Genomic DNA, 20,600 nt, shown 5'->3' on the forward strand with positions numbered 1-20,600 from the left:
CTCTTGTCGTTTCGTACCGGCTGACGCCGAGAACATCCTGGATGTACCGGTCCGCGACATCACCTGCATCACCCGAGTAACCACAGCGACATCTGGGATCGTTGCCCTCCTCAAGGACCAGTGTGTTGTTTTTACATTTAGGACACTCTACGCGGGTGGACATGGGTTCCTCTGGGTCAGCCAGAACGTGGGGGTTCGCCTCAACGGGGCAAACCCTGCTTCCACGTTGGACCCGGAGAACTCGCGCGCCAATACCTCGAAAGGGGTATGCGGTAGAGCAAGGGCACCAGAAGACCTGGAATGCCCCCCCTCTACCCGAGGACCACCTCCGGGGCCCCAACGGGGTCAAGGGGAGGGCACTGAGCTTGCTCCGATTACGTGGGGCAGGCTCAGACCTCGTAGCCGGTCTGCTCGAAGACGATGATCTTCTTGGACTGGGGGAAGAGGATGATGAAAAGGCGGAACCAGCCATGGGAGCCGGCGGCCACCAGGTGCGAGTGGTAGCGCGTGGCCACCTGCACCGTCTCCGAGCCATTGCCGTAGGCCGCGAGGATCTGCGGGTGCAGGGGCTCGAACTCCGGATACAGGTAGGCCCGGGCCTGGGAGTAGTTGCTCGCGACGGAGTCATCGGCGGCGTAGGCGGAGTACTCGCGCTGGGCCATCACCGCCCGGTCCGCCTGGGCGAGGGTGAGCGGCGTGGCGTACGGCCACGTGAAGTCGAAGCGGCGCAGCGAGCCCTCGGTCCAGGTCCGCGCGGCGTTGCCCGCCGCGAGCGTCGTCTCGAGCTGGGCGGTGACGTCCTGCTCGGACAGGGACGGCACGATGCCCGCCGTGTCGAGCGTCGCGACCGGCGCCGCAGGGCACGCGCCGCTCAGGCACGAGCTCTGGAGCCGGAACTGGTTGTCCGCCCCCACGCCCGCGCTCACCACCACCAGGTAATCTCCGGCCGGCAGGGACACCGAGTCGATCCGGCTCAGCTCGCCATAGCCCGCGTTGTCGTTCTGGGCGCGCGGCGAGGCGCCGTAGCTGCCGCTCGCGTCGCGGGGCCCGTACACCATGAGGCCCGTGTCCAGGTACATGGAGCTGCCCTCGTGCGTCACCTCGAAGCGGGCGGTGAGCGCGCCCGGCGCCGTCACCTTGAAGGCGTAGTACTGGGGGTTGTGGGTGAAGTACGTCCGCACGGAGCCGCCCAGGCTCAACGGGCCCAGGTAGGTGGTGCTGTCCAGGATGTTGCCGCTGGCCGGCCAGGGCGGTGCGTACAGCACCGCCCGCGTGCCCTGGCCCAACGCCTCGGCGGGCGTGCCGCCTCCGGTCGCGTTCCCACACGCGGCCAGCACGGCCAACGGCAGCAAACCAGACACCTTCATCAGCGCACGACGCATCATGCTCTCAGCCTCGCAACGGGAAGTGGAGCGCCCGTGTTGCCACGGCCAATTCCAGGATTCAAGCAACAACCAGATTTTCCGTCATTCCTGGAAGGTGCTCGTCCCCGCTGACATGTCACCTTGCCGGGGGCCTCACGAATCGCGAAGGGCCAGCGCCATGAGCCTCTTGAGGTTGTACGCCCCCAGCTTGTTGCACGCGCTCTCGATGTGCTGCTTCACCGTGTTCAGCTTGATCTCCAGCTCTTCGGCGATGGACTGGTAGTCCCAGAAGAGGAAGGCCAGGGACACCACCTCCGTCTCCTTCGGCGAGAGCTTTCCTCGCCAGCTCCTGGGAAAGGGGATGGAGAGCCGACGCTCCTCCAACTGGATGAGCCAGGAGCGCGCCTCTCCGCCCAACGTGGGCAGGGGCTCGAAGGTCACCTTCAAGTCCTTGTCCGTGTCCCGTTTGATCCACACCAGGGGCCCGTCGTCGAGGCCTCCCCCGCGCTTGGCCAGGCAAGCCAACCGGGTCCGAAACTCCTGGGGAATGCCCGCCACCCGCTCCGAGGGAGGGAACCACTCCTCCAACAACGCCGTGGCCGACGCCGTCGGTGTCCAGTCGTCCAGACCCGTGCCCCTCACGAGGATGACGGCGCCCTGGCGCTCGGCCACCGCGCGCAGGAGCGCGGCATGGGTCCGCGTCTCTCCGAACGTCCGGCAGTGGCCGATGGCCCTCGCCAGCCGGGGCGTCAGCCATTGCAGGAGCGCCTGATGGTGTTGGGAGAAGGGCCGGCGTCGGGCCCGATAGAACGTCAAGCCGCCGTGCCACTCAGGACTCACCCAGAGCGAGACGGACATGCAGTGCTCGATGGGCTGGCCCAGCTCGCGCAACCGTTCATACATGGGATTGCGGATCAACGCGTCGCGCGGCACCATCTGTGAGTCCCGCAGGGCCTGGTTGGGAAGGCGCGTCGTGCTGCTCCGGACGAAGTCATGCGGCGCCACCTCCGGATAGTGCTGGAAGAACGAGGAAGACAGTCCAAAGGGTACCCAGTCGTACCCCAAGGCATCGCCCGGCCGGGAGACACACAACGCCAGGGCTTCCATCGGGATCAACTGACTCAGCCGCTCCCGCGCGTTGGAGAACATCGTCTCGAGTTCCAGGGAGCTGCCGAAGTCATCGACGACGCCGAGGGCGAGTTTCTGCTCCTCCGGCTTGAAGCGCGACCAGGGATCCATGGGCAGCCCCTCCAGGGTTCACGGTTCGTATGACCCGGCACTCCCGGAGTATTCCACACGTGCACGCCCGTGGGGGCGGGGCTACCAGCACTTCGCGGCGAACGCGGCCAGCTCCCGGTTGAAGCGCCGGTCGTCTTCCCAGAAGGGGGAGTGGCCCGTGTCCCGGTAGAGTGACACGCGGGCGTGGGGCAGGAGCGAGGCGATGTGCAGGCCCGAGGCGGGCAGCACCACCCGGTCCTCCAGGCCATGGGACACGAGCACCGGCACCGACAGCTCCCGGAGCACGTCGTCGTTGTCCTGGGAGCGCGAGCCCAGGCCCTCGCGCACGTGGGCGGGCACGCGCGAGGTGTAGGCCATCACCGCGCGGCGCGTCTCGGGCGTCTCGGGCGCGTGGTGCAGCAGGGAGACGAAGGACTCGAGCGCGGCGTGGCCCGGCACCGCGTCCGGGGAGAAGAGTCCGGGGATGAGCGCCAGCATCTCCGGCGCGAGCAGTCCGAAGGCCTCCTCCGTGCCGCTCTTCACCATGGCGCCCACGAAGTTCACCCCGGCCACGTGCCGCTCGCCGTAGTGGCGCAGGTAGTCCGCGACGACCATGCCCCCGTAGCTCCAGGCCACCAGCAGCACCTGCTCCAGGCCCAGCCCGGAGATGACGGCCTGGACGTCATCGGCCCACAGCCGTCCGTCGCCGTAGGCGCCCCGGGGCGAGTCCGAGTCCCCATGGCCGCGCAGGTCCATCGCCACCAGCCGGAAGCCCAGGCCCAGGGCGCTGTGGAGCTGGCGCCGCCATGCCTGGTGGGACTGCGAGAAGCCATGCAGGAAGAACAGGGGCGGCCCCTCCGGGTCTCCCATGTCCCTCACCCGCAGGGTGACGCCCCCCCCGCCCATCAGGGTGTGCACCCGGCTGGAGATGGGCTCGCAGAAGGGCCGCGCGTCCTGGGAAGCGGTCCGCATGGAGAGGGGGGAGAGGGGGTTCATGAAGGGTCCGGTTCGTCACGAGAGAGGTGCGAGTCGTCAGCGGAAGGAGTAGTCATCCCTCCTCGGGGGGAAAGACCCCGGGGCTCCGTAGTGTGAGACACCCGGGAGCGTCGCGCGCTTCGAGCGTCCTCGGGTGAACACCCGCTCGTCCTGGGGCGGAGCGGGCGCGGGGCGGTGTTAATCCGAAGGCCTTTTCCGTGGGGATTGGGAGTCCGTGCACATGAAACGTTTCTTCATCGGTCTGCTCGCGGTGGTGGGGGCCATGACGATCCTCTTCGTCGGGGCCGTGGTGGGACTCGCCTTCCTGGGCGCGTCGAGCAAGCCGGGGGTGCCCGGGGCGGTGGTGCTCGAGCTGGACTTGAGCGAGCCGCTCGCCGAGCACGTGGCGCAGGAGTCGCTGGCGAGCGCGTTGCAGGGGGACAAGCCCACGGTGCGCGACGTGGTGGACGCGCTGGAGAAGGCGGGAGGGGACTCGCGCGTCAAGTCGCTGGTGGTGAAGCTGGGTGGCAGCCCGGGCAGCGTGGCGGTGGTGCAGGAGCTGCGCGACGCGGTGAAGGCGTTTCGCGCCAAGGGCAAGAAGGCCGTGGCGTACGCCGACACCTTCGGCGAGGACAGCAGCGGCACGGGCGCGTACTACCTGGCCGCGGCGTTCGACGCCGTCTACGTGCAGCCCTCGGGGGACCTGTCGGTGACGGGGGTGGGCACGGAGACGCCCTTCTTCCGCGACGCGATGGCGAAGTTCGGCGTCAAGCCGCAGATGGGCAAGCGCTACGAGTACAAGGCGGCCGTCAACAGCTACACCGAGCAGACGTACACGGAGCCGCACCGCGAGGAGCTGGAGCGCTACCTGACGAGCGTGGTGGAGCAGATGGCGGCGGGGGTGGCGGAGGATCGCGGCCTGAGCGCCGAGCAGGTGCGCGCCGCCATCGACGAGGCGCCGCTCCTGGCCACGCGGGCGCTGGAGCTCAAGCTGGTGGACGGGCTGCTCTACCGCGACGAGGTGTACGCGAAGGTGAAGGCGGAGGCGGGCGAGGGGGCGAAGCTGCTCTTCCTGGAGAAGTACCTGGAGCGCGCGGGGCGGCCGAACACGCAGGGCCCGGTGGTGGCGCTCATCTACGGCACGGGGGCCATCTCCCGGGGCAAGAGCAGCGGGGGCAATCCCGTGTCGGGCGAGGCGGGCATGGGCGGCGACACGGTGGCCGCGGCGTTGCGCAAGGCGGTGGAGGACGAGCGCGTGAAGGCCATCCTCTTCCGGGTGGACAGCCCCGGAGGCAGCTACGTGGCGAGCGACACGGTGCGCCGCGAGGTGAAGCGCGCGCGGGAGCAGGGCAAGCCCGTCATCGTCTCCATGGGCACGTACGCGGCGAGCGGCGGCTACTTCGTCTCCATGGACGCGGACAAGATCGTCGCCCAGCCGGGCACGTTGACGGGCAGCATCGGCGTGTACAGCGGCAAGCTGGTGACGCAGGAGGCATGGGCGAAGCTGGGGGTGAGCTGGGAGCCGCTGGGCGTGGGCAAGAACGCCACCATGTACGCCAGCTCGCGGGAGTTCACCCCCGAGCAGCTCGCCAAGAACGAGGCCTTCCTGGACCGGGTGTACGAGGACTTCACGGCCAAGGTGGCCGAGGGCCGGCACCTGCCGCTGGAGAAGGTGCGCGAGGTGGCCAAGGGCCGCATCTGGTCCGGCGCGGACGCCAAGGAGCGGGGCCTGGTGGACGAGCTGGGGGGCTTCCCGGTGGCGCTGCGGCTCGCGCGCGAGGCGGCGAAGCTGGAGGGCGAGGTGCGCGTGGAGCTCTTCCCGAAGAAGAAGGGCACGGCGGAGGTGGTGGCGGAGCTGTTGGGCAACGACCACGGGGACAACAGCGACGACGTGGAGGCGGCCGTGGCGGTGTGGGCCCCCTGGAGGGCGCTGGCCGCGCGGACCCAGGCCCTCCACCGGCTGGGCGTCCAGTTGGGCCTGGTGGGCGAGCGCCAGCGGGTGCTCTCCGCGCCGGTGCCGGACACCACCTGGTAGCGCGCGGCCGTCGACCGTTGACCACCCCCCTACCGCGGACAGCCGCGGTGGGGGCGGGCTCGGCCCAACTCAGTTTCTTTGGGCCGTCCTCCCCACATCGGGCTCCGCGTGAACCGACAAGACGCGGAAGGGGGGCAGGACAATGACCGGAATGGCGAGTTGAGCACACGCCTGTTGGACATATGCCCGGACATAGGGCCACAAATGCACCATGCCGTTGGATTCGGCGAAGGCACTGAGCACCTCCGCGGAGGGCATGGATGAGGGCGCCACCTGATAGATGGCGCCCACCCGGTAATTCAATTCCAGGAAGTTTTGAGGCTCCTCCGAAAGGGTCCTCGCGGTCACCTTGAACTGGCCTTCCACCAGGAAGCCGTTATCCAAAGTCGCCGAACGAACCTGCGAATCGATCTCCGCGTGCATCTCTTGAATCGTCTCGGGCGCCTGCGCGAAGAGTCGGGCTCCGAACTCCACGGTCCGAATGTCCGCGAGTCTCACGAGCCGCGCCAGGTCCGCCACGGCTTGCGATACCTCCTTTGAAAAAGTGCTCATGCCACGAGCCTCAAGAGCAAGGGCGAAGCCTTTTCATCCACCGAGACATGAAGCCGCGCGGAAGCCTTTGGAACCTCCTTGAAAAGGCTCGGACGAAGCGGCTCCTCGGACCTCCGGATGCGCATGGGACCGACGCCCGCCTGCTCTGGAACGAGCGCCCACAAGCGCTGGAGCGCCTCCACACGATGGGGTTTCTCGGCCAGGAGCATCAGGACCGCCACCATGGGCCCCGAGGTTTCCTTGCCATTTTTCAGCTTGGACAACAGACCCGCTGAAATCCCGAGCAACCGCTCAAGGTCTCTTTGGGCCACATGCGGACGCAACGCCTCGATGGCCTGCTCGGCCTTACGCGCGAGGGCCGTGCGATAAGCAGACTCCAGGGCGGACTCCAAACGGCGCGTGGCCTCCGCATCGAGCCAGCGCTCACCGCAGGCCGAGCAGGTAGGCAGTTCCAGCTCCGCTGGGATTTCCAGGTCCGGAATGTGCCGGTAGCGCATCCGCCGACCCGGCCCCTTGGCCATGACGATCTCTCCGCGGTTGCACGTGGGGCAGTCGAAGCCTTCCATGGCTTCCTCCTATTTATCGGGGCGCAACACACCTCCGTTGCGCTCGTGCATCTCGAAGGCCAGAGGGTGCAGCGACATGAAGAAGAGCAGCTGGCCTTTGCGACCCTTCTGAACCTCCACCTTCACGTACCAGGTGGAAACATCGAGTTCGAACTCCTCGAGCAGTTGCCTTGGAAGGCGAACACCGTACTCATCCGCGAGCTTGCCCTCCGGCTCTGGCCAGCGCTTCGTCCGGAAGAAGTCCTCCACACAGAGCAGGCGAATGACCTCCTGAGCGAAGGGACGGTACCGCCCCAACTCTCCATGCAAATAGCTCTCGAGCGCTCCCATGCACGCAGGGCCCGTCCCCAGGGCGAATCGATCTTCCTCCGCCAACTGCTTGACGAGCTGTAGGTCGAAGAGGGGAAGGTTCACGCACCCCGCATAATTAAGTTGGACTGAGTCCAAAATCAAGGATGAAGGTGACCCATGCGCTCCCTCCGAGCCCACTCGCACGGAGGGCAGGCCGTGGAGAGCGTCGACCACCCCACACCCGCGCGCGCCGGGCGCCCCGACAAAGCGGACAGCCGCTCAAGGCGCGCGCGGTGGACGTCCAACGAACAACCCCGGCGGGGGCGCGAGACGAGCGCTCCTGGCGCCCCGGCCCTACCCATGGGGCGACTGACCGGGGGGCTGTCCATGTTGACGACGAAGAAGCGGTTGGGGGAAATCCTGCTGGAGAAGCGCATGGTGGACGGACGCCAGTTGCACTCGGCGCTGGCCCACCAACGCACCGGTGGAGCGCCGCTGGGACAGGTGATGTTGGATTTGCGCCTGTGCACGGCGACGCAGTTGTTGGAGGCGCTGGCGCTCCAGACGGGGGTGCCGGCCCTGGACCTGGACGCGGAGCGGTTGGACCCCACGCTGGCGCACCAGGTGCCCCGGCGGCTGGCGGAGCGGCACCGGGTGGTGCCCCTGCGGCTGGAGGGGCCCCGGAACACGGTGCTGGTGGTGGCCATCGCCGCGCCCGCGAGCCTCCCGGCCCTGGAGGCGGTGCGCACCGTGACGAACAAGAGCTGGGTGGTGCCCAAGCTCGTGACGGACGAGGCCCTCGCGCGCGCCATCGACCGGCTCTACGGCCTGGCGGACGCCGCGAGCGGCCCGGACGACACCTCCCTGGAGGCGCTGCTGGAGCACACCGCGCACGCCCTCACCGAGCGGCCCCGCCCCACGGGCACGGTGCTCGTCTACGGCTGGCGCGAGGGGGTGGGAGAAGCGCTGGTGCGCCTGCTCTCGGAGGCGGGCCACCGCGCGGCCCTGGCGAGCGAGGCCGAGGTGCTGGCGGCGAAGGCCGAGGTGTTGGTGTTCGCGCCGCTGCCATGGCTGGAGGCCCTGCCCCGCCGGCCCCGCGCGCGGATGCTCGCGGCGGGCAAGGAGCCCTGGACGGACAAGGACCGGGCCAGGCGCTTCGGGGCCCACGGCTTCATCGCGGCGCCCCTGGAGGAGGCCCTCTTGCGGAGCGAGGTGAGGCGATTGCTCGGCGGAGCGCCCGCGCGGGCCGACTAACGGACCAGCTCGAGGTGCCCCTCCGAGGGCGTCCACAGCGCGCCGAGCTCCAAGGGAATGGAGGCGAAGGGCTCGGCGCGGATCAGGGCGTCCCCTTCGTGGATGCCCGCGAGGAGCCAGCCGCGCTTGACGCGCTGGAAGTGCTCGAGCGTGCGGGCGACGGGGTCCACGAGCCACACGTGGGACACGCCGGCGCGCGCGTAGGCGGGCAGCTTGCGGGTGCGGTCGAGCACCGCGGTGGACGGGCCGAGCACCTCGCACACCCAATCCGGGGCGATGCGCAGGAAGGGCTCGTCGGGGAGAGGCGCCAGCTCGAAACGGTCTCGGCGCCAGCCGGCCAGGTCCGGCACGAGCACGTCCGGGCCCAGGCGCAGCTCGGGCGCGCGCAAGAGACACCAGCGTCCGGAGCCACCGCGCCGCGGCTCCAGCCGCTCTCCCAGCTCCACGCCCAACATGAAGGCGGCGCGCGCCTGCGGGGGCGCGAGCCGGGGCGATGCCACCAGCTCCTCGTCGACGATTTCTCCCACCCATCCCATGGGCAGCGCCTCGAGAGCCGAGTACGCCGCCTGGCTGTTGCACATCGGAATCACCCTGTCCTCCTCTGGCCCCCAGCGGGCCGGGCAGGGGCAGCACTCTACGGACGGGTCTGACATCACTTGCCGATGCAGAAGCGCTCGAAGATGGCGTCGAGCAGCGCCTCGGAGGCGCACGTTCCCGACACCTCGCCCAGCGCCTCCAGGGCGAGTCCCACCTCGCCGGAGACGGCCTCCAGGGTGCTCACCGCCAGGGCCTCCCCGGCGCGGCCCAGGGCCTCGGCCGCGCGCCTGAGGGCATCCGCGTGCCGCTCGGACACCAGCGCCACCGCGCCCGGCGCCCCGCCTCCCCACAGCCGCCCGAGCACCTGGGCGCGCAGGGCCTCCACCCCCTCGCCCGTGAGGCCGCTGACGGCCGGGACGTCCCCGCTCGCGGGGGCCACGTCGCACTTGCCCGCCACGCGCAGCACGGGCGAGTCCCCGGCCTCGGCGAGCCAGCCGCGCGCCTCGGCCTCCCCGGCCCCCGGGGGCAGCACGAGCACGGCCAGGTCCACCGTGGCCAGGGCCTCGCGCGCCCGGGCGATGCCCAGCGCCTCCACGCGGCCCGGCGTGGGGCGCAAGCCCGCGGTGTCGAGCAGGGTGATGCCCAGCCCGTCCCACTCGAGCCGCGCCTCCAGGACGTCGCGCGTGGTGCCCGGCTCCTCGTCCACGAGCGCGCGCGCCTCGCCGACGAGCCGGTTGAAGAGCGTGGACTTGCCCGCGTTGACGGGCCCGTAGAGCGCCACGCGCGCCCCCCGGCGCACGAGCCGTCCCCGTCCCGCCTCGGCGAGCAGGGCCTCGGCCTCGGCCCTCAAGGCGGCGAGCCGGGGGGCCGCGTCCGCGTCCGCGCCCTCGGCCTCCTCGGGGAAGTCGAGCACGCCCTCCAGGTCCGCGTGGAGCGCGCGCAGCGGCGTCTCCAGGGCCTCCACCCGCGAGGACAGGGCGCCGGAGAGCCCGGCGGCGGCGGCGCGCACGGCGGCCTCCGAGTCCGCGGCCACCAGGTCCGCCACGGCCTCGGCGCGCGTCAGGTCCAGGCGGCCATGGAGGAAGGCGCGGCGGGTGAATTCCCCCGGGCCGGCGGGGCGCACGGCGGGGTGGGCGAGGGCGCGCGCGAGCAGCAGGCGCAACAGGCGCGGGCCGCCGTGGGCCTGCAGCTCGACGACGTCCTCGCCGGTGAAGGAGTGGGGCGCGCGGAAGTAGAGGAAGAGGCCCTCGTCGAGCGCGGTGCCGTCCGCGTCCACGAAGGCGGCCAGGTACGCGTGGCGGGGCGTGGGCGAGGCGGGGACGCCCGGGGCGAGCAGGCGCCCCACCTCGAGGGCGGCGGGGCCGGAGAGCCGGAGGATGCCCACCGCTCCGGCGGCGGGAGCGGTGGCGAGCGCGGCGAGGGTGGCGGCGGGAGGGCTCATGCGTCTTTCGCGGCCCCCCCGGCCGCCGCGCCCGGGACTACGGGCAGGCGGGAGCGGGGGGCGAGGTGAAGTTCTCGTCGTAGGAACCGTGGCAGGCCACCATGCCATTGCCCTCCACCTGGCCGCCACGCAGTTGGGAGCCGCCGATGAAGATGGAGTAGCCCTCGGCGCCGCGCACCACCTGGGTGGAGCCCACGAGCGTGGAGCGCTCCACGTCCACCCGGTAGGTGAGCCGGGCGACGCGCGACACGTCCAGGGCGCGCGTCTGGTGCGCGGCGAGGCCCGTGCCCGCGAGCGCGCTGTCGCGCACGGTGGCGGTGGAGGAGGACAGGCGCATGCCCGTGGACACCGGACCCTGGGTGCCCCGGGCCTCGGCGCGCACGAGGCTCACGTGCGAGGAGCCCCGGGCGTCCACGCCGATGCTCTCCTCGGTGCCCTTGAGGCCCTCGGCGGACGAGTCCCACACCTCCAGGGAGCCGCCGTGCACGGCGATGCCGAAGGCCTGACCGCCGCCCTGGGCGAGGAAGGAGGAGCTGGCGAGGCGCACCGAGCAGTCCTGGCAGTCGAAGCCCTTCACCACGCCCTGGGCCGAGCTGGCCACCGCCCGGGCGTGGGTGAATTCGACGCCCTGGGAATCGGGCGCCCCTGGGACGCCCCAGGACACGATGGCGACCGTGCGCTCCACGCCGTCGTGGGCGAGCGCCACCACGTCCCGCGCGCGGAAGTTCGCCGAGGGCGTGGACAGCGCCACGGCGTGCGGCGAGCCGCCCATGTTCTCCACGGTGAGCGCCCCCACCTCGGTGTCCGCCGCGGCGACGAAGGTGGGCTCGGCGGAGTGGGAGCGCACGGTGGTGAGGCCCGCGCCCGCGCCCTGGAGGTAGACGAAGGGCCTCAGGTGCAGGGCCTCACCGCCCAGGTCGTACACGCCGGGCTCGAGGAAGACGAGCCAGGGCTCGGTGGCGGACGGCGAGAGGATGGCGGCGAGGGCCTCGCGCAGGTTCTCGCCGCCCCTCTCGGGCGTCGAGCCGGGTGGGACGACCTTGATGCGGGCGTACTGGCCCGCGGGACCCGCCGGGCCCGGCTCTCCGCGGGGGCCCGCGGGTCCGGGGATGCCGCCGCGCGTGGTCGGCTCGATGTCCGCCAGGCGGGACACGTCGTCGCCGCCGCAGGCCGAGGTGAGGGAGAAGAGGATGGACAGGGACAGAACCAGGGGACGTCGCATGGGGAAGCCCTCCGGTGCTCGGGGGAGCACGGTCCTCGGACGGAAGCCCGGAATGGGTTCGCCGGTGACACGACAGGAGGTAGGCGCCACCCCGGCGGGCGTCCAGCCGTGCCTCCGCCAGACGACGCGCACAACGTCCACCCGTGGAGGGTTGCTCCCAAACGCCGACGCCCGAGCGACAAAGGGCTTGGACGCCGGGACCATTGGCCCCGTGGGTCAGGTGCGCGGGCCGGGCACGGGACTGGTGCCGCGCGCGGCGCGCTCCACCGCCTCGCGATTGTCGACGATGTAGCGCTCCACCGCGTCATCCTCCAGTTCCAGGTCCCGGAGCACACCGGGGTACACGAACTTGAAGGCGGGAGACTCCTCGTCTCCGCGCAGCCGGAAGCTCATCTTCAGCACGGCCGCGCCGTACAGCTTGTCCTTGAGCGACTTGGCCTTGCCCATCGGGTTGCCCTTTCCTCGGTTACACCGCGAGGGCGGGTTCAGCCCTCGAGATCGTCCTCGTCATCATCCGCCGGGAGCATGCTCCGCTTGGGCAGCGGGGCGAGCTTGTCCGGCGTGAACACCACGCGCCGGTTGCGGCCCTCGCCCTCGCAAGAGACCTTGAGACCCGGCACTTCCCCTACGGCCTTCAGGACGCGCGCGCGGTCCTCTGATTTCATTGTAACGAGCGCGTAGGTGCGGCCCAGGGAGGCCGACTTCTCGGCGAGCACCCGGGCGGCCTCGCGCAAGGAGGGCTCCTCGACCACGTCCAGGGTGCGCTCGTCGGCCTCGACCGGGCGGGCGGGGACGGCCTTGGCGGGGGCGGGAGCGCCCTTCACCGGGGCAGCGCGTGGGTTGGCGCGGGCGGGGGGTGGAGGCGCGGCGGCCCGGGCGCCGCGGGCACGGGGCCTGCGCGGCGGGAGCGGGGCGGCGGCTGGGGGACGGGCTCCCGGCGGGCGCGCTCCCCCCGGGGCTCGGGGTGGACGCCCGCGCCCAGGAGCACGAAGCGGCGCTCGGCGCCGGGGCGGTGGAGCATCTTGTTGAGGAGGAACTGGAGCGAGTCCACCACCTGGCTGCGCTTGCCGGTCTCCACGCCGGGAGGCGCCCCCGCCTGGAAGTGCAGGGCGACGCACAGGCTGCCATCGCTGGCGTCCTTGAAGTCGAGCCGGGCGGGAAAGCCCATCAGCCCGAGGATGTCGGACAGGAGCCGTTCCACGCGGGGGCGGAGGTCGGCGGAGGCGGGGGAGGTGGGCGCGTCGCTCACTTGCGCTTGCCTCCGGTGGTGGCCGGACCCGAGCCGGCGGTGGCGGCCTCGCGGCTGGCGAGCCACTTGCGCAGCCCGTACTGCTGGGCGATGGACAGCAGGTTGTTGGTGAAGATGTAGAGCGCGAGACCCGCCGGGTAGTTGAACAGGGTGGCGGTGAAGATGATGGGGACGAACCAGGTCATCAGCCGGGCCTGGGCCGGGTCGCCCATCTGCGGCTGGAGCTTCTGGGTGATGATCATGCTGACACCCAGGGCGATGGGCAGCAGGTAGGTGGGGTCCTTGTAGGTGAGGTCGCGCCACACCGGGCCGAAGAAGGGCTCCTGGTAGATGTCGTAGCTGTTGCGCAGGGCGGTGAAGAGGGCGATCCACACCGGCATCTGGATGATCATCGGGAGGCAGCCGCCGAGCGGATTCACCTTGGCCTCCTGGTAGAGCTTCATCATCTCCAGGTTCTGCCGCTCGCGGTCATCGCCGTACTTCTTGCGCAGCTCCTCGACGCGCGGCTGCAGCTTCTTCATGGCCTCCATGCTCACCATGGAGCGGTGGGTGAGCGGCAGGAGCAGCGTCTTGACGAGCACGGTGAGCAGGATGATGGCCACGCCCCAGTTGCCCGTGAGGCCGTGGAAGAACTTCATGATGCCCACGAGCAGCTTGGCGATGACGGCCCACATGCCGTAGTCGATGGTCTCGCTCAGCTCGGGAGCGCGGGCGCCCGCGGGCAGGTTCGTGGCCTGGCGCAGCTCGGCGCCGGGCAGGGCGGCGAGCAGATCCGGCTCCTTGGGGCCCAGGTAGCCGCCGAAGCGGAACGTCACCGTCTGGCCGGCCTCGGCCGTGAGGGGGAAGTGGGCCACGACGCCGCGCGCCGTGGGGGTGGCCACGAGCTCACAGCGGCCCGGGGTGGGGCCCTCCAGCGGGTAGAGCGCGGAGAGGAAGTACTGCTGATCGATGCCGAAGTAGTGCACGGAGCCGCGCAGCGTCTCCGGCTCGGGCTGCGACTGGTCCGCCGCGAGCTTGTGCTTCTCCTCGCCCACGTGGCACGAGGCGTAGCTGAGGTTGCCCACGCCGCCGAAGAAGGACGGGGCGTGCTCGTTCTCCGGGTCGATGGCGCGGTGGTAGTGCACCGCCATCTCGCCCGTGAGCGCGCGCGAGGAGGTGTTCTTCACCTGCACCGTGTAGAGCAGCTCGAAGCCCTCCTGGGGCCACTGCACGCTCTTGACCACTTCCCACGGGCCCTGGCGCGCGGTGAAGGTGGCGCCCTGCTGGGGATTGACGGACTCGGAGAGGGCGAAGCGGGTCTCGGCCGGGAAAGCGGCCTGGCCGGTGATGGCCACCGCGAGCGGCAGGGGCTGGCCCGCCACCGGCTGCGCCAGGTTCATCTGCGGCGGCGGCGGCACCTCGCCCCCGAAGAGCAGCTTGTAGCCCTCGGCGATGGACAGGCTCGCCTGCTCGCGCATCTTCACGCCCTGGAGCACCGCCGAGGTCAGGCCCGCGCCCTGGGTGGAGAACGTGTAGAGCGTCTCGACGCGCTTGAGCTCCAACGAGCGCACGGGCGGCTCGGGGGCCTCGGCCACGGCGCCCTCGGCCGGGGTGCCCTCGGAGGGAGGCGGCGTGCCCGTCCCGGCGGGCTGCACGGCCGGCGTGCCCCCGTCGGTGAGCGCCGTCACCGTCCCCGCGTCGGCCTCGCCACCCGCCCCGGGAGGCGGCGCCTGGGGCGCGAAGAAGGTGGTGTAGGCGAGGGTGAGCAACATCGCGAGGCCGAGCGCCATCAGCAGCCGCTTTTGGGATTCGGCCGAGTTGGGCGAGAGCGGATCCAGGTCGTTGTTCATAGGCAGGGAGCGGTCAGGGCACCGGGTCGAAACCACCCGGATGGAAGGGCTGGCAGCGCGACAAGCGGCGCAGGGTGAGGCCAAGGCCACGGAGGGCGCCATGCTTCTGCAGCGCCTCCAGGGCGTACACGGAACAGGAGGGATGGAAACGGCAGGCGGGAGGCAGCCACCGGGAAATCCACCGCCGGTAGAAGCGGATGGGCAGCGCGAGCAGCGAGGCGAGCGGACTCATCGTCGGACTCATCGGGACTCGCGGGGGGCCGAGGGAAAGAGCCTCTGCAGCTTGCGGGTGACGCCATCGAAGGCGCGCGACACGACGGAGAAGGGAGCGTCCTTGGCGGACTGGCGCACGATGAGGACGACATCCACTCCGGGGGGCCACTGGTCCTGGCGCTTGCGGAAGCACTCGCGCAGGAGCCGGCGCAGACGGGCACGCTCCACGGCGTTGCCCACCTTGCTGGAGATGGTGAGACCCACCCGGCAATGCGGCCGGCCGTTGGGCCTCACGAGCCCCAGGAGACAGTCAGCGGGAATCTTCTGACCCTTCTCCTGGACCTCGAGGAACTCGCGCCGCCGCAGGAGGCGGGCGGCCTTGGGGAAGCGCTCGTCGCGAGATGGCGCCTGGCCCTCGGCCTTCACGCGAGCGTCCGGACTACTTCTTGTAGGCAGACACGACCAGACGCTTGCGGCCCTTGGCGCGGCGGCGGCTGAGCACGTCCTGGCCCGCGCGGGTGGAGTTGCGCTTGCGGAACCCGTGGGTGCGGTTGCGCTTGATTTTCGACGGCTGGTAAGTGCGCTTGGACACGGCTGAACTCCTGGGACGCTGTGGCGCTCGCCCCGGAGGCGCACGCCCTTATCCATGAGACAGAGGAAGGCGGCGCTCGTAACCCGATCTCCCACCCAAGTCAACGTCGGGATCACTTCCGGGAGTCCGGAAAGCCCCGGTCGCCGCCCACCCCCAACCCCTGGGGGAGGGGTGGGGATTCCACCCCCAAGATCGGCCGCGATCAGCCGGCGGGGTCCATGTGCCCGGAATCCCAGGGGTTGGGGTCGCGAACTTGATCGCCCGGATACCCCCTGTTAGCACCCGAGGTCCCCTGCCTGGCCCTCCGCCAGCGCACCGGAGACCCGCCCGTGAACGCGCTCGCCCGCTCCTCCTCCATCCCCTCAAGTGCCGAGAATCTCTGGGATCGGATGCTCGACTGCCTCCGCCAGGACAAGCGGGACTACGCGCTCGGGTGGATCGGCCGGATGCGCCCCCTGGACGTGCGCGAGGACGTGCTCGTGCTGGGAGTGCCGGACCGCTTCTACCGCGACTGGGTGGACGATCACTACCGCCCGCTCCTGGAGGCCACGCTCGCCAAGGTGACGGATGGGCCGGTGAAGATTGGCTATGAGGTGGTGGCGGGCCTGGCTCCGGGACCCACGCTCCAGGCCGCGCCGGCCGCCAGGCCCGAGGGAGCCCGGCCCCCGCGGATGAACGCGCGCTTCACCTTCAATACCTACGTGGTGGCGGACAGCAACCAGCTGGCGGCGGCCGCCGCGGCCGCGGTGAGCGACAGCCCCGGGCGCGCCTACAACCCGCTCTACGTCTATGGCGGCACGGGCCTGGGCAAGACGCACCTCTTGCACGCCATCGGCAATAAAATCTGGGAGCGCGACCCCACCCAGCGCGTGGTGTACCTGTCGAGCGAGCAGTTCACCAACGAGTTCATCGAGAGCGTGCGCGAGCAGCGCATGCCGGAGTTCCGGCGCAAGTTCCGCGACGAGTGCGACGTGCTGCTCATCGACGACGTGCAGTTCCTCGGGAGGAAGGAGGAGACGCAGCGCGAGTTCTTCCACACCTTCAACACCCTGCACGAGCTGGGCAAGGCCATCATCCTCACGAGCGACATGGTGCCCGCCGAGGTGCCGGGGCTGGAGGACCGGCTGCGCAGCCGCTTCAGCATGGGGCTCATCACGGACATCCAGGAGCCCACCTTCGAGACGCGCGTGGCCATCCTCCAGAAGAAGGCGGTGATGGAGGGGCTGGAGCTGCCGGACGACGTGGCGCACTTCATCGCGCGGGCCATCCAGAAGAACGTGCGCGAGCTGGAGGGAGCGCTGGTGAAGGTGAGCGCCATCCACTCGCTGAGCCGCCAGCCGGTGACGGTGGACTTCGCGGCGCACGTGCTCAAGGACGTGCTGCCCAGCCGCCAGGTCGTGGACGTGGAAGGTATCCAGAAGGAGGTGGCGCGCTACTACAAGGTGCCCGTGGAGGCCCTGAAGGAGGACCGGCGGCACAAGGCGCTCGCCCACGCGCGCCAGGTGGCCATGTACCTGAGCCGCAAGCTGACCAAGGGCTCCTTCCCGGAGATCGCCGCGCGCTTCGGCAAGGACCATTCCACCGTCATCTCCGCGGTGCGCAAGGTGGAGAAGCTGCGCGAGACCGACGCGGGCGTGAAGCGCGAGTTGGACGAGCTGGAAGCGAAGCTGACCGGCGAGTGACCCAACCTCCAGCGTGACTTGACTGCGGGTGACCCTTCAGGTCATCCTACCCGCGCGGTCACCACGAGAGGAGTGTGTCGATGAATGGGTCCACGTCGTCGTCTCAAGCCAGGAACGAGCCAGGTCTCACCCCCGGAGAACAGCGCATCCTGGCGCTGCTCGAGGGGTGGGAGCCCCGGCTGGAGCGCCTGGAACAGGGCCAACAGCGCCTGGAACAGGGCCAACAGCGCCTGGAACAGCGCATGGATCACATGGAACAGCGCATGGAGCGCCTGGAGCAGCAGGTCCAGACGCTGGAGGACAAGGTAGGAGTCCTCGGCCGGGACCTCCAGATGTTGACCCTCCGGGTGGAGAGCGAAGCCGCCGCCAGCAAACAGCGCGACCGGCAATTGTCCGAGGATCTGCAGACCCTGCGAGTCGAGGTCGCGGAGCGCTTCAATCAGCACAACACCCGGCTGGAGATGCTGGAGCAGGCGGTCCAACGGCTCGGAGAGCAACTGACCGCGGCCATTCAACGGGCCTGGGCCCCCCTCCCCACCGCCTGAGGCGTCCGCGGCCCCCCCGGACCCACATCCGGGTGGACGCCAGGGAGGACAACCCGGCACCGGGTTCGCTATACCTGGGGGTCGCCCGCCCACCGCGAGGCCCCCAAGCCACTCCACGCAAGGGCCCCGCGTCCGCTCTCGGGACGGGCACGGAGGAGCAACACCCATGCGGTTGACGGTTTTCGGAGCGACGGGACGGGTCGGGCACACCCTGGTGCACGACGCGTTGGGGCAGGGGCACGAGGTGACGGCGTACGTTCGGGACCCGAAGCGGCTGGGCATCAAGCACGGCAGGCTCGTCATCAAGAAGGGCAGCCTGGAGGACGGCACCACCGTGGCCGAGGCCATCCGGGGCTCGGAGGTGGTGGTGAGCGCCATCGGCGCCCGGGACGCCACCCACGCCGTGACGGTCGTCACCGAGGCCACGCGCGCCATCGTGACCGCCATGAAGGCCGAGGGCGTCCAGCGGCTCGTCACCGTGGGCGCCGCGGGGCTCCTGCCGCACGCGGCCGGGGGCCTCACCGGCGAGCATGGTCTGCCTCCCTTCCTGCGCCACGCCTTCGAGGATCACCGCGGCGCCTTCCTGGGCCTGCAGGACAGTGGGCTCGACTGGGTGGTGGTGTGCCCCCCCGTCATGCCCAGCGGCGTGAAGACGGGCAAGTACCGCACCGCCGTGGAGGCCCTGCCCACCGGTGGCCGTCAGGTGTACGCCGAGGACGTGGCCGACTTCACCCTCAAGGTGGCCACGGGCCAGGAGCACCACCGGGTGCGCGTGGGCATCGTCGGCGATTGAGCGAGTGGCCAGGCGAGCGCGCCCCCTTCGAGGCCCGGCCTGGGCTAAAACGAGGGGCCCATGTTCCATCCCAAGGGCCCGAGTCTGAGGGAGCTGCTCTACCAGGGCTTCCAATCCGTGGAGCGGGGCTATGATCTGCTCGCTCCCAAGTTCGAGTACACCCCCTTCCGCACACCCGAGGCGGTGGTGGCGTCGAGCCTCCTGCTCGCGGGAGCGGACCGGAGCGTGGACAGCGCCCTGGACATCTGCTGTGGCACGGGCGCGGGGATGCGCCACCTGCGCCCCCTGTGCCGCGAGCGGGTGGTCGGTCTGGACGTGAGCCAGGGAATGCTGGACGAGGCCCGGCGCCAGCTCGCGGACACCCCGGGCGAGGCCCTCCTGGAGTTCGTGCGCGGGGATGCCCTGGCGCCCCCGTGGCGGGAGGAGTTCGACCTGGTGACGAGCTTTGGCGCCTTCGGTCACATTCCAGAGGTGGACGAGCCCCGCTTCGTGGAGGGCATCCACCAGGTGCTGCGCCCCGGCGGCCGCTTCCTCTTCGTCACGAGCGATGAGCCCTCGCGGCTGCGCCCCGGCTACTGGATGGCCCGGGCCTTCAACGCGGCCATGCGCGTGCGCAACGCGCTCTGGAGCCCGCCCTTCGTCATGTACTACCTGACCTTCCTGCTGCCGCGCGCCCGCTCCCTGCTGGAGGCCCAGGGCTTCCAGGTGGAGGTCCACCGCGACGTGCTGCCCGCGCCCTTCGACCGCTATGGGCTGTGCGTGGTCATCGCGACCCGGAGTTGAAACCGGGAAAGCGGAGCCTGCTTGCTTGACCCGGTCAACCGACTCTTCAAGACTTCCTTATTTAACAAGGAAGTCATCAACCCCCCATGTCGCCCCCGTCGCCCCGTCCCGAGGAAGGCCCGAGTCCGAACCAGGAGCCCTGGCCTCGGCGGTGGCGGACATTCCGGGTGTTCGCCGCGACCCTGGTGCTGCTCTACCCCATGGACTGGCTCGTCCTGGGGCACTGGAGCCTCACGACCCTGGGCGTGCGGCTGGTGTGGGCCTCGCACGTCCTGCTCCACGGGGTGCTGTGGCGGAAGTTGGGGAGCCCTTGGGAGAAGCGGCTCTCGAGTCTCAACAGCGTCCTCACCAGCCTCTACTTCCTGACCATGGTGTGGTTCACGGGCGCGGGCACGAGCCCCTACCTCAACATGGCGCTCTGTCTGCCCCTCATGATGGCGCTCGTGCGGCCGATGGACGCGCGGCCCGCGATCCTCAGCGGCGTCACCTGCGCGCTGGGGGTGTTCGCCCTGCTGTGGGAGGAGGCGCAATACCTGCATGCGGTCAATTGGGCGTCCATGGTGGGCACGGCCACCTTCATCGGGGTGTACGGCTCGGTGCACTACCGCAAAGCGCAGGAGGCCCTGCACGAGGCCAGCGTGGAGCGCGCGCGCCGCGAGGCGATGGAGCGGCTGGCCCTGGCCGAGCGCCATCGGGCCCAGACGGAGAAGATGGCCACGGTGGGGCGGCTCGCGGCGAGCGTCATGCACGAGGTGAACAACCCCCTGGCCTTCGTGCGCTCCAACCTGGACTTCCTTCGCACCGAGGTGATGCAGCAGCCCCTGCGCGAGGAGTCTCGCGCGGAGCTCGCCGAGGTGTTCGAGGAGACGCGCCAGGGCGTCGAGCGGATCCGGCAGATCGTCTCGGACCTCAAGGGCTTCTCGCGGATGGACATGGAGGAGCCCTGCGAGTGCGCGCTCGCGGACGTGGTGACGGACGCGGCGCGGCTGGCGGCGGTGAGGCTCAAGAACGTGGCGCGGCTGCACGTGGAGATTCCCCCGGGGCTGCCCGAGGTCTTCGCCACGCGGCGGCGGCTCGCGCAGGCCATCCTCAACCTGCTGGTGAACGCGGGGGACGCGCTGGAGGACGCCCAGGTGCGCGGCGGCGAGGTGCGAGTCACCGGCGTGGCGGAGCCGGGGCGGGTGGCGCTGCTGGTGGAGGACAACGGACCGGGCTTCGCCCCGGAGGTGCTGCCGCACCTGTTCGAGGCCTTCTTCACCACCAAGGGGCCGGAGAAGGGCACGGGGCTGGGGCTGTCCCTGTCGCGCGAGATGGTGGAGCGCTGCGGGGGCACGCTGCGCGCGGAGAACCGGGCCGAGGGCGGTGCCCGGCTGCGCCTGGAGCTGCCCGTGCCCGCGCGCGGCCCCGGCGCGAAGGCGTGAAGGTGAACGCCCCCGGGGGATTCACGCTCCGCCCCTCC

At 70.5% G+C, this 20,600-nt stretch carries 23 protein-coding genes; 7 read left to right on the forward strand and 16 right to left on the reverse strand.

Annotated elements, in window-relative coordinates; genetic code table 11:
* Positions 1–389 precede the first annotated feature (389 nt).
* The 3 genes from MEBOL_RS16730 to MEBOL_RS16740 all read right to left on the reverse strand — a co-directional run bounded on the left by MEBOL_RS16730 (position 390) and on the right by MEBOL_RS16740 (position 3,578).
* Complete coding sequence (locus MEBOL_RS16730; RefSeq protein ID WP_157775058.1) at positions 390–1,385, reverse strand: hypothetical protein; 996 nt, start codon at positions 1,383–1,385, stop codon at positions 390–392.
* A 132-nt stretch (positions 1,386–1,517) separates the two neighbouring features.
* Positions 1,518–2,603 (reverse strand): LuxR C-terminal-related transcriptional regulator, encoded by a 1,086-nt coding sequence (locus MEBOL_RS16735; protein WP_095978377.1) that lies wholly within the window; start codon positions 2,601–2,603, stop codon positions 1,518–1,520.
* Positions 2,604–2,684: 81 nt separating this feature from the next.
* Positions 2,685–3,578, reverse strand: a complete 894-nt coding sequence (locus MEBOL_RS16740; RefSeq protein ID WP_095978378.1) for an alpha/beta fold hydrolase — start codon at positions 3,576–3,578, stop codon at positions 2,685–2,687.
* 220 nt (positions 3,579–3,798) lie between these two features.
* Between MEBOL_RS16740 and sppA the strand changes: the two genes are divergently transcribed.
* The gene (sppA, locus tag MEBOL_RS16745; protein ID WP_095978379.1) at positions 3,799–5,592 is read left to right on the forward strand and encodes a signal peptide peptidase SppA; all 1,794 of its coding nucleotides are present in this window, start codon (positions 3,799–3,801) and stop codon (positions 5,590–5,592) included.
* Between the two features lie 69 nt (positions 5,593–5,661).
* On the opposite strand, the gene MEBOL_RS16750 is transcribed toward sppA, so the two are convergent.
* Genes MEBOL_RS16750 through MEBOL_RS16760 form a run of 3 tightly spaced genes read right to left on the reverse strand, consistent with a single transcriptional unit; the run spans position 5,662 to position 7,124 of the window.
* A complete protein-coding gene (locus tag MEBOL_RS16750) occupies positions 5,662–6,144 on the reverse strand; it encodes a hypothetical protein (RefSeq protein ID WP_095978380.1) in 483 nt (160 codons plus the stop codon).
* A complete protein-coding gene (locus MEBOL_RS16755) occupies positions 6,141–6,710 on the reverse strand; it encodes a hypothetical protein (protein ID WP_095978381.1) in 570 nt (189 codons plus the stop codon). Before MEBOL_RS16755 ends, MEBOL_RS16750 begins: the two co-directional genes overlap by 4 nt.
* Positions 6,711–6,719: 9 nt before the next feature.
* Complete coding sequence (locus tag MEBOL_RS16760; RefSeq protein WP_157775062.1) at positions 6,720–7,124, reverse strand: hypothetical protein; 405 nt, start codon at positions 7,122–7,124, stop codon at positions 6,720–6,722.
* A 264-nt stretch (positions 7,125–7,388) separates the two neighbouring features.
* Here MEBOL_RS16760 and MEBOL_RS16765 point away from each other — a divergent pair, with 264 nt between their 5' ends.
* Entirely contained in the window at positions 7,389–8,255 is an 867-nt protein-coding gene (locus tag MEBOL_RS16765) for a GspE/PulE/PilB domain-containing protein (RefSeq protein WP_095982828.1), read from the forward strand.
* On the opposite strand, the gene MEBOL_RS16770 is transcribed toward MEBOL_RS16765, so the two are convergent.
* The 10 genes from MEBOL_RS16770 to rpmH all read right to left on the reverse strand — a co-directional run bounded on the left by MEBOL_RS16770 (position 8,252) and on the right by rpmH (position 15,338).
* Complete coding sequence (locus MEBOL_RS16770; RefSeq protein WP_245920088.1) at positions 8,252–8,836, reverse strand: Uma2 family endonuclease; 585 nt, start codon at positions 8,834–8,836, stop codon at positions 8,252–8,254. The two genes, MEBOL_RS16765 and MEBOL_RS16770, sit on opposite strands and share 4 nt — an antisense overlap.
* Before the next feature lie 71 nt (positions 8,837–8,907).
* Positions 8,908–10,233, reverse strand: a complete 1,326-nt coding sequence (mnmE, locus tag MEBOL_RS16775; RefSeq protein ID WP_095978384.1) for a tRNA uridine-5-carboxymethylaminomethyl(34) synthesis GTPase MnmE — start codon at positions 10,231–10,233, stop codon at positions 8,908–8,910.
* A 37-nt stretch (positions 10,234–10,270) separates the two neighbouring features.
* Complete coding sequence (locus tag MEBOL_RS16780) at positions 10,271–11,455, reverse strand: hypothetical protein (protein WP_095978385.1); 1,185 nt, start codon at positions 11,453–11,455, stop codon at positions 10,271–10,273.
* Positions 11,456–11,671: 216 nt separating this feature from the next.
* Positions 11,672–11,902 (reverse strand): hypothetical protein, encoded by a 231-nt coding sequence (locus tag MEBOL_RS16785; protein ID WP_095978386.1) that lies wholly within the window; start codon positions 11,900–11,902, stop codon positions 11,672–11,674.
* 38 nt (positions 11,903–11,940) lie between these two features.
* Positions 11,941–12,279, reverse strand: a complete 339-nt coding sequence (locus MEBOL_RS42905) for a hypothetical protein (protein WP_245919826.1) — start codon at positions 12,277–12,279, stop codon at positions 11,941–11,943.
* Entirely contained in the window at positions 12,276–12,704 is a 429-nt protein-coding gene (locus MEBOL_RS42910; RefSeq protein WP_245919828.1) for a KH domain-containing protein, read from the reverse strand. The genes MEBOL_RS42905 and MEBOL_RS42910 overlap by 4 nt, the downstream gene beginning before the upstream one ends.
* Complete coding sequence (gene yidC / locus MEBOL_RS16795) at positions 12,701–14,533, reverse strand: membrane protein insertase YidC (RefSeq protein ID WP_095978387.1); 1,833 nt, start codon at positions 14,531–14,533, stop codon at positions 12,701–12,703. Before yidC ends, MEBOL_RS42910 begins: the two co-directional genes overlap by 4 nt.
* Before the next feature lie 13 nt (positions 14,534–14,546).
* A complete protein-coding gene (gene yidD, locus MEBOL_RS16800; protein ID WP_095978388.1) occupies positions 14,547–14,765 on the reverse strand; it encodes a membrane protein insertion efficiency factor YidD in 219 nt (72 codons plus the stop codon).
* Between the two features lie 8 nt (positions 14,766–14,773).
* A complete protein-coding gene (gene rnpA / locus MEBOL_RS16805; RefSeq protein ID WP_095978389.1) occupies positions 14,774–15,172 on the reverse strand; it encodes a ribonuclease P protein component in 399 nt (132 codons plus the stop codon).
* 13 nt (positions 15,173–15,185) lie between these two features.
* Positions 15,186–15,338, reverse strand: a complete 153-nt coding sequence (rpmH, locus tag MEBOL_RS16810; RefSeq protein WP_002621386.1) for a 50S ribosomal protein L34 — start codon at positions 15,336–15,338, stop codon at positions 15,186–15,188.
* A 329-nt stretch (positions 15,339–15,667) separates the two neighbouring features.
* Here rpmH and dnaA point away from each other — a divergent pair, with 329 nt between their 5' ends.
* From dnaA to MEBOL_RS16835, 5 genes are all read left to right on the forward strand, one after another.
* Positions 15,668–17,020, forward strand: a complete 1,353-nt coding sequence (dnaA, locus tag MEBOL_RS16815; RefSeq protein ID WP_095978390.1) for a chromosomal replication initiator protein DnaA — start codon at positions 15,668–15,670, stop codon at positions 17,018–17,020.
* 80 nt (positions 17,021–17,100) lie between these two features.
* A complete protein-coding gene (locus MEBOL_RS16820) occupies positions 17,101–17,565 on the forward strand; it encodes a hypothetical protein (RefSeq protein WP_095978391.1) in 465 nt (154 codons plus the stop codon).
* 166 nt (positions 17,566–17,731) lie between these two features.
* A complete protein-coding gene (locus MEBOL_RS16825; protein WP_095978392.1) occupies positions 17,732–18,358 on the forward strand; it encodes an NAD(P)-dependent oxidoreductase in 627 nt (208 codons plus the stop codon).
* Between the two features lie 60 nt (positions 18,359–18,418).
* Positions 18,419–19,141, forward strand: a complete 723-nt coding sequence (locus MEBOL_RS16830) for a class I SAM-dependent methyltransferase (RefSeq protein WP_095978393.1) — start codon at positions 18,419–18,421, stop codon at positions 19,139–19,141.
* 86 nt (positions 19,142–19,227) lie between these two features.
* Positions 19,228–20,562, forward strand: a complete 1,335-nt coding sequence (locus tag MEBOL_RS16835; protein ID WP_095978394.1) for a sensor histidine kinase — start codon at positions 19,228–19,230, stop codon at positions 20,560–20,562.
* Positions 20,563–20,600: the final 38 nt, after the last annotated feature.

This window comes from Melittangium boletus DSM 14713, from assembly GCF_002305855.1.
GTDB classification, from domain to species: domain Bacteria; phylum Myxococcota; class Myxococcia; order Myxococcales; family Myxococcaceae; genus Cystobacter; species Cystobacter boletus.

What these genes read in the sequence shown, in the direction of transcription:
- MEBOL_RS16765 (WP_095982828.1), top strand. Translation starts at nt 7,389, where the DNA reads ATGTTGACGACGAAGAAGCGGTTGGGGGAAATCCTGCTGGAGAAGCGC.
- mnmE (WP_095978384.1), bottom strand. Translation starts at nt 10,233, where the DNA reads ATGAGCCCTCCCGCCGCCACCCTCGCCGCGCTCGCCACCGCTCCCGCC.
- MEBOL_RS16735 (WP_095978377.1), bottom strand. Translation starts at nt 2,603, where the DNA reads ATGGATCCCTGGTCGCGCTTCAAGCCGGAGGAGCAGAAACTCGCCCTC.
- MEBOL_RS16780 (WP_095978385.1), bottom strand. Translation starts at nt 11,455, where the DNA reads ATGCGACGTCCCCTGGTTCTGTCCCTGTCCATCCTCTTCTCCCTCACC.
- MEBOL_RS16730 (WP_157775058.1), bottom strand. Translation starts at nt 1,385, where the DNA reads ATGATGCGTCGTGCGCTGATGAAGGTGTCTGGTTTGCTGCCGTTGGCC.
- MEBOL_RS16825 (WP_095978392.1), top strand. Translation starts at nt 17,732, where the DNA reads ATGCGGTTGACGGTTTTCGGAGCGACGGGACGGGTCGGGCACACCCTG.
- yidD (WP_095978388.1), bottom strand. Translation starts at nt 14,765, where the DNA reads ATGAGTCCGCTCGCCTCGCTGCTCGCGCTGCCCATCCGCTTCTACCGG.
- MEBOL_RS16750 (WP_095978380.1), bottom strand. Translation starts at nt 6,144, where the DNA reads ATGAGCACTTTTTCAAAGGAGGTATCGCAAGCCGTGGCGGACCTGGCG.
- sppA (WP_095978379.1), top strand. Translation starts at nt 3,799, where the DNA reads ATGAAACGTTTCTTCATCGGTCTGCTCGCGGTGGTGGGGGCCATGACG.
- yidC (WP_095978387.1), bottom strand. Translation starts at nt 14,533, where the DNA reads ATGAACAACGACCTGGATCCGCTCTCGCCCAACTCGGCCGAATCCCAA.
- MEBOL_RS16740 (WP_095978378.1), bottom strand. Translation starts at nt 3,578, where the DNA reads ATGAACCCCCTCTCCCCCCTCTCCATGCGGACCGCTTCCCAGGACGCG.
- MEBOL_RS16830 (WP_095978393.1), top strand. Translation starts at nt 18,419, where the DNA reads ATGTTCCATCCCAAGGGCCCGAGTCTGAGGGAGCTGCTCTACCAGGGC.
- MEBOL_RS16835 (WP_095978394.1), top strand. Translation starts at nt 19,228, where the DNA reads ATGTCGCCCCCGTCGCCCCGTCCCGAGGAAGGCCCGAGTCCGAACCAG.
- MEBOL_RS16755 (WP_095978381.1), bottom strand. Translation starts at nt 6,710, where the DNA reads ATGGAAGGCTTCGACTGCCCCACGTGCAACCGCGGAGAGATCGTCATG.
- MEBOL_RS16785 (WP_095978386.1), bottom strand. Translation starts at nt 11,902, where the DNA reads ATGGGCAAGGCCAAGTCGCTCAAGGACAAGCTGTACGGCGCGGCCGTG.
- MEBOL_RS16820 (WP_095978391.1), top strand. Translation starts at nt 17,101, where the DNA reads ATGAATGGGTCCACGTCGTCGTCTCAAGCCAGGAACGAGCCAGGTCTC.
- MEBOL_RS16770 (WP_245920088.1), bottom strand. Translation starts at nt 8,836, where the DNA reads ATGTGCAACAGCCAGGCGGCGTACTCGGCTCTCGAGGCGCTGCCCATG.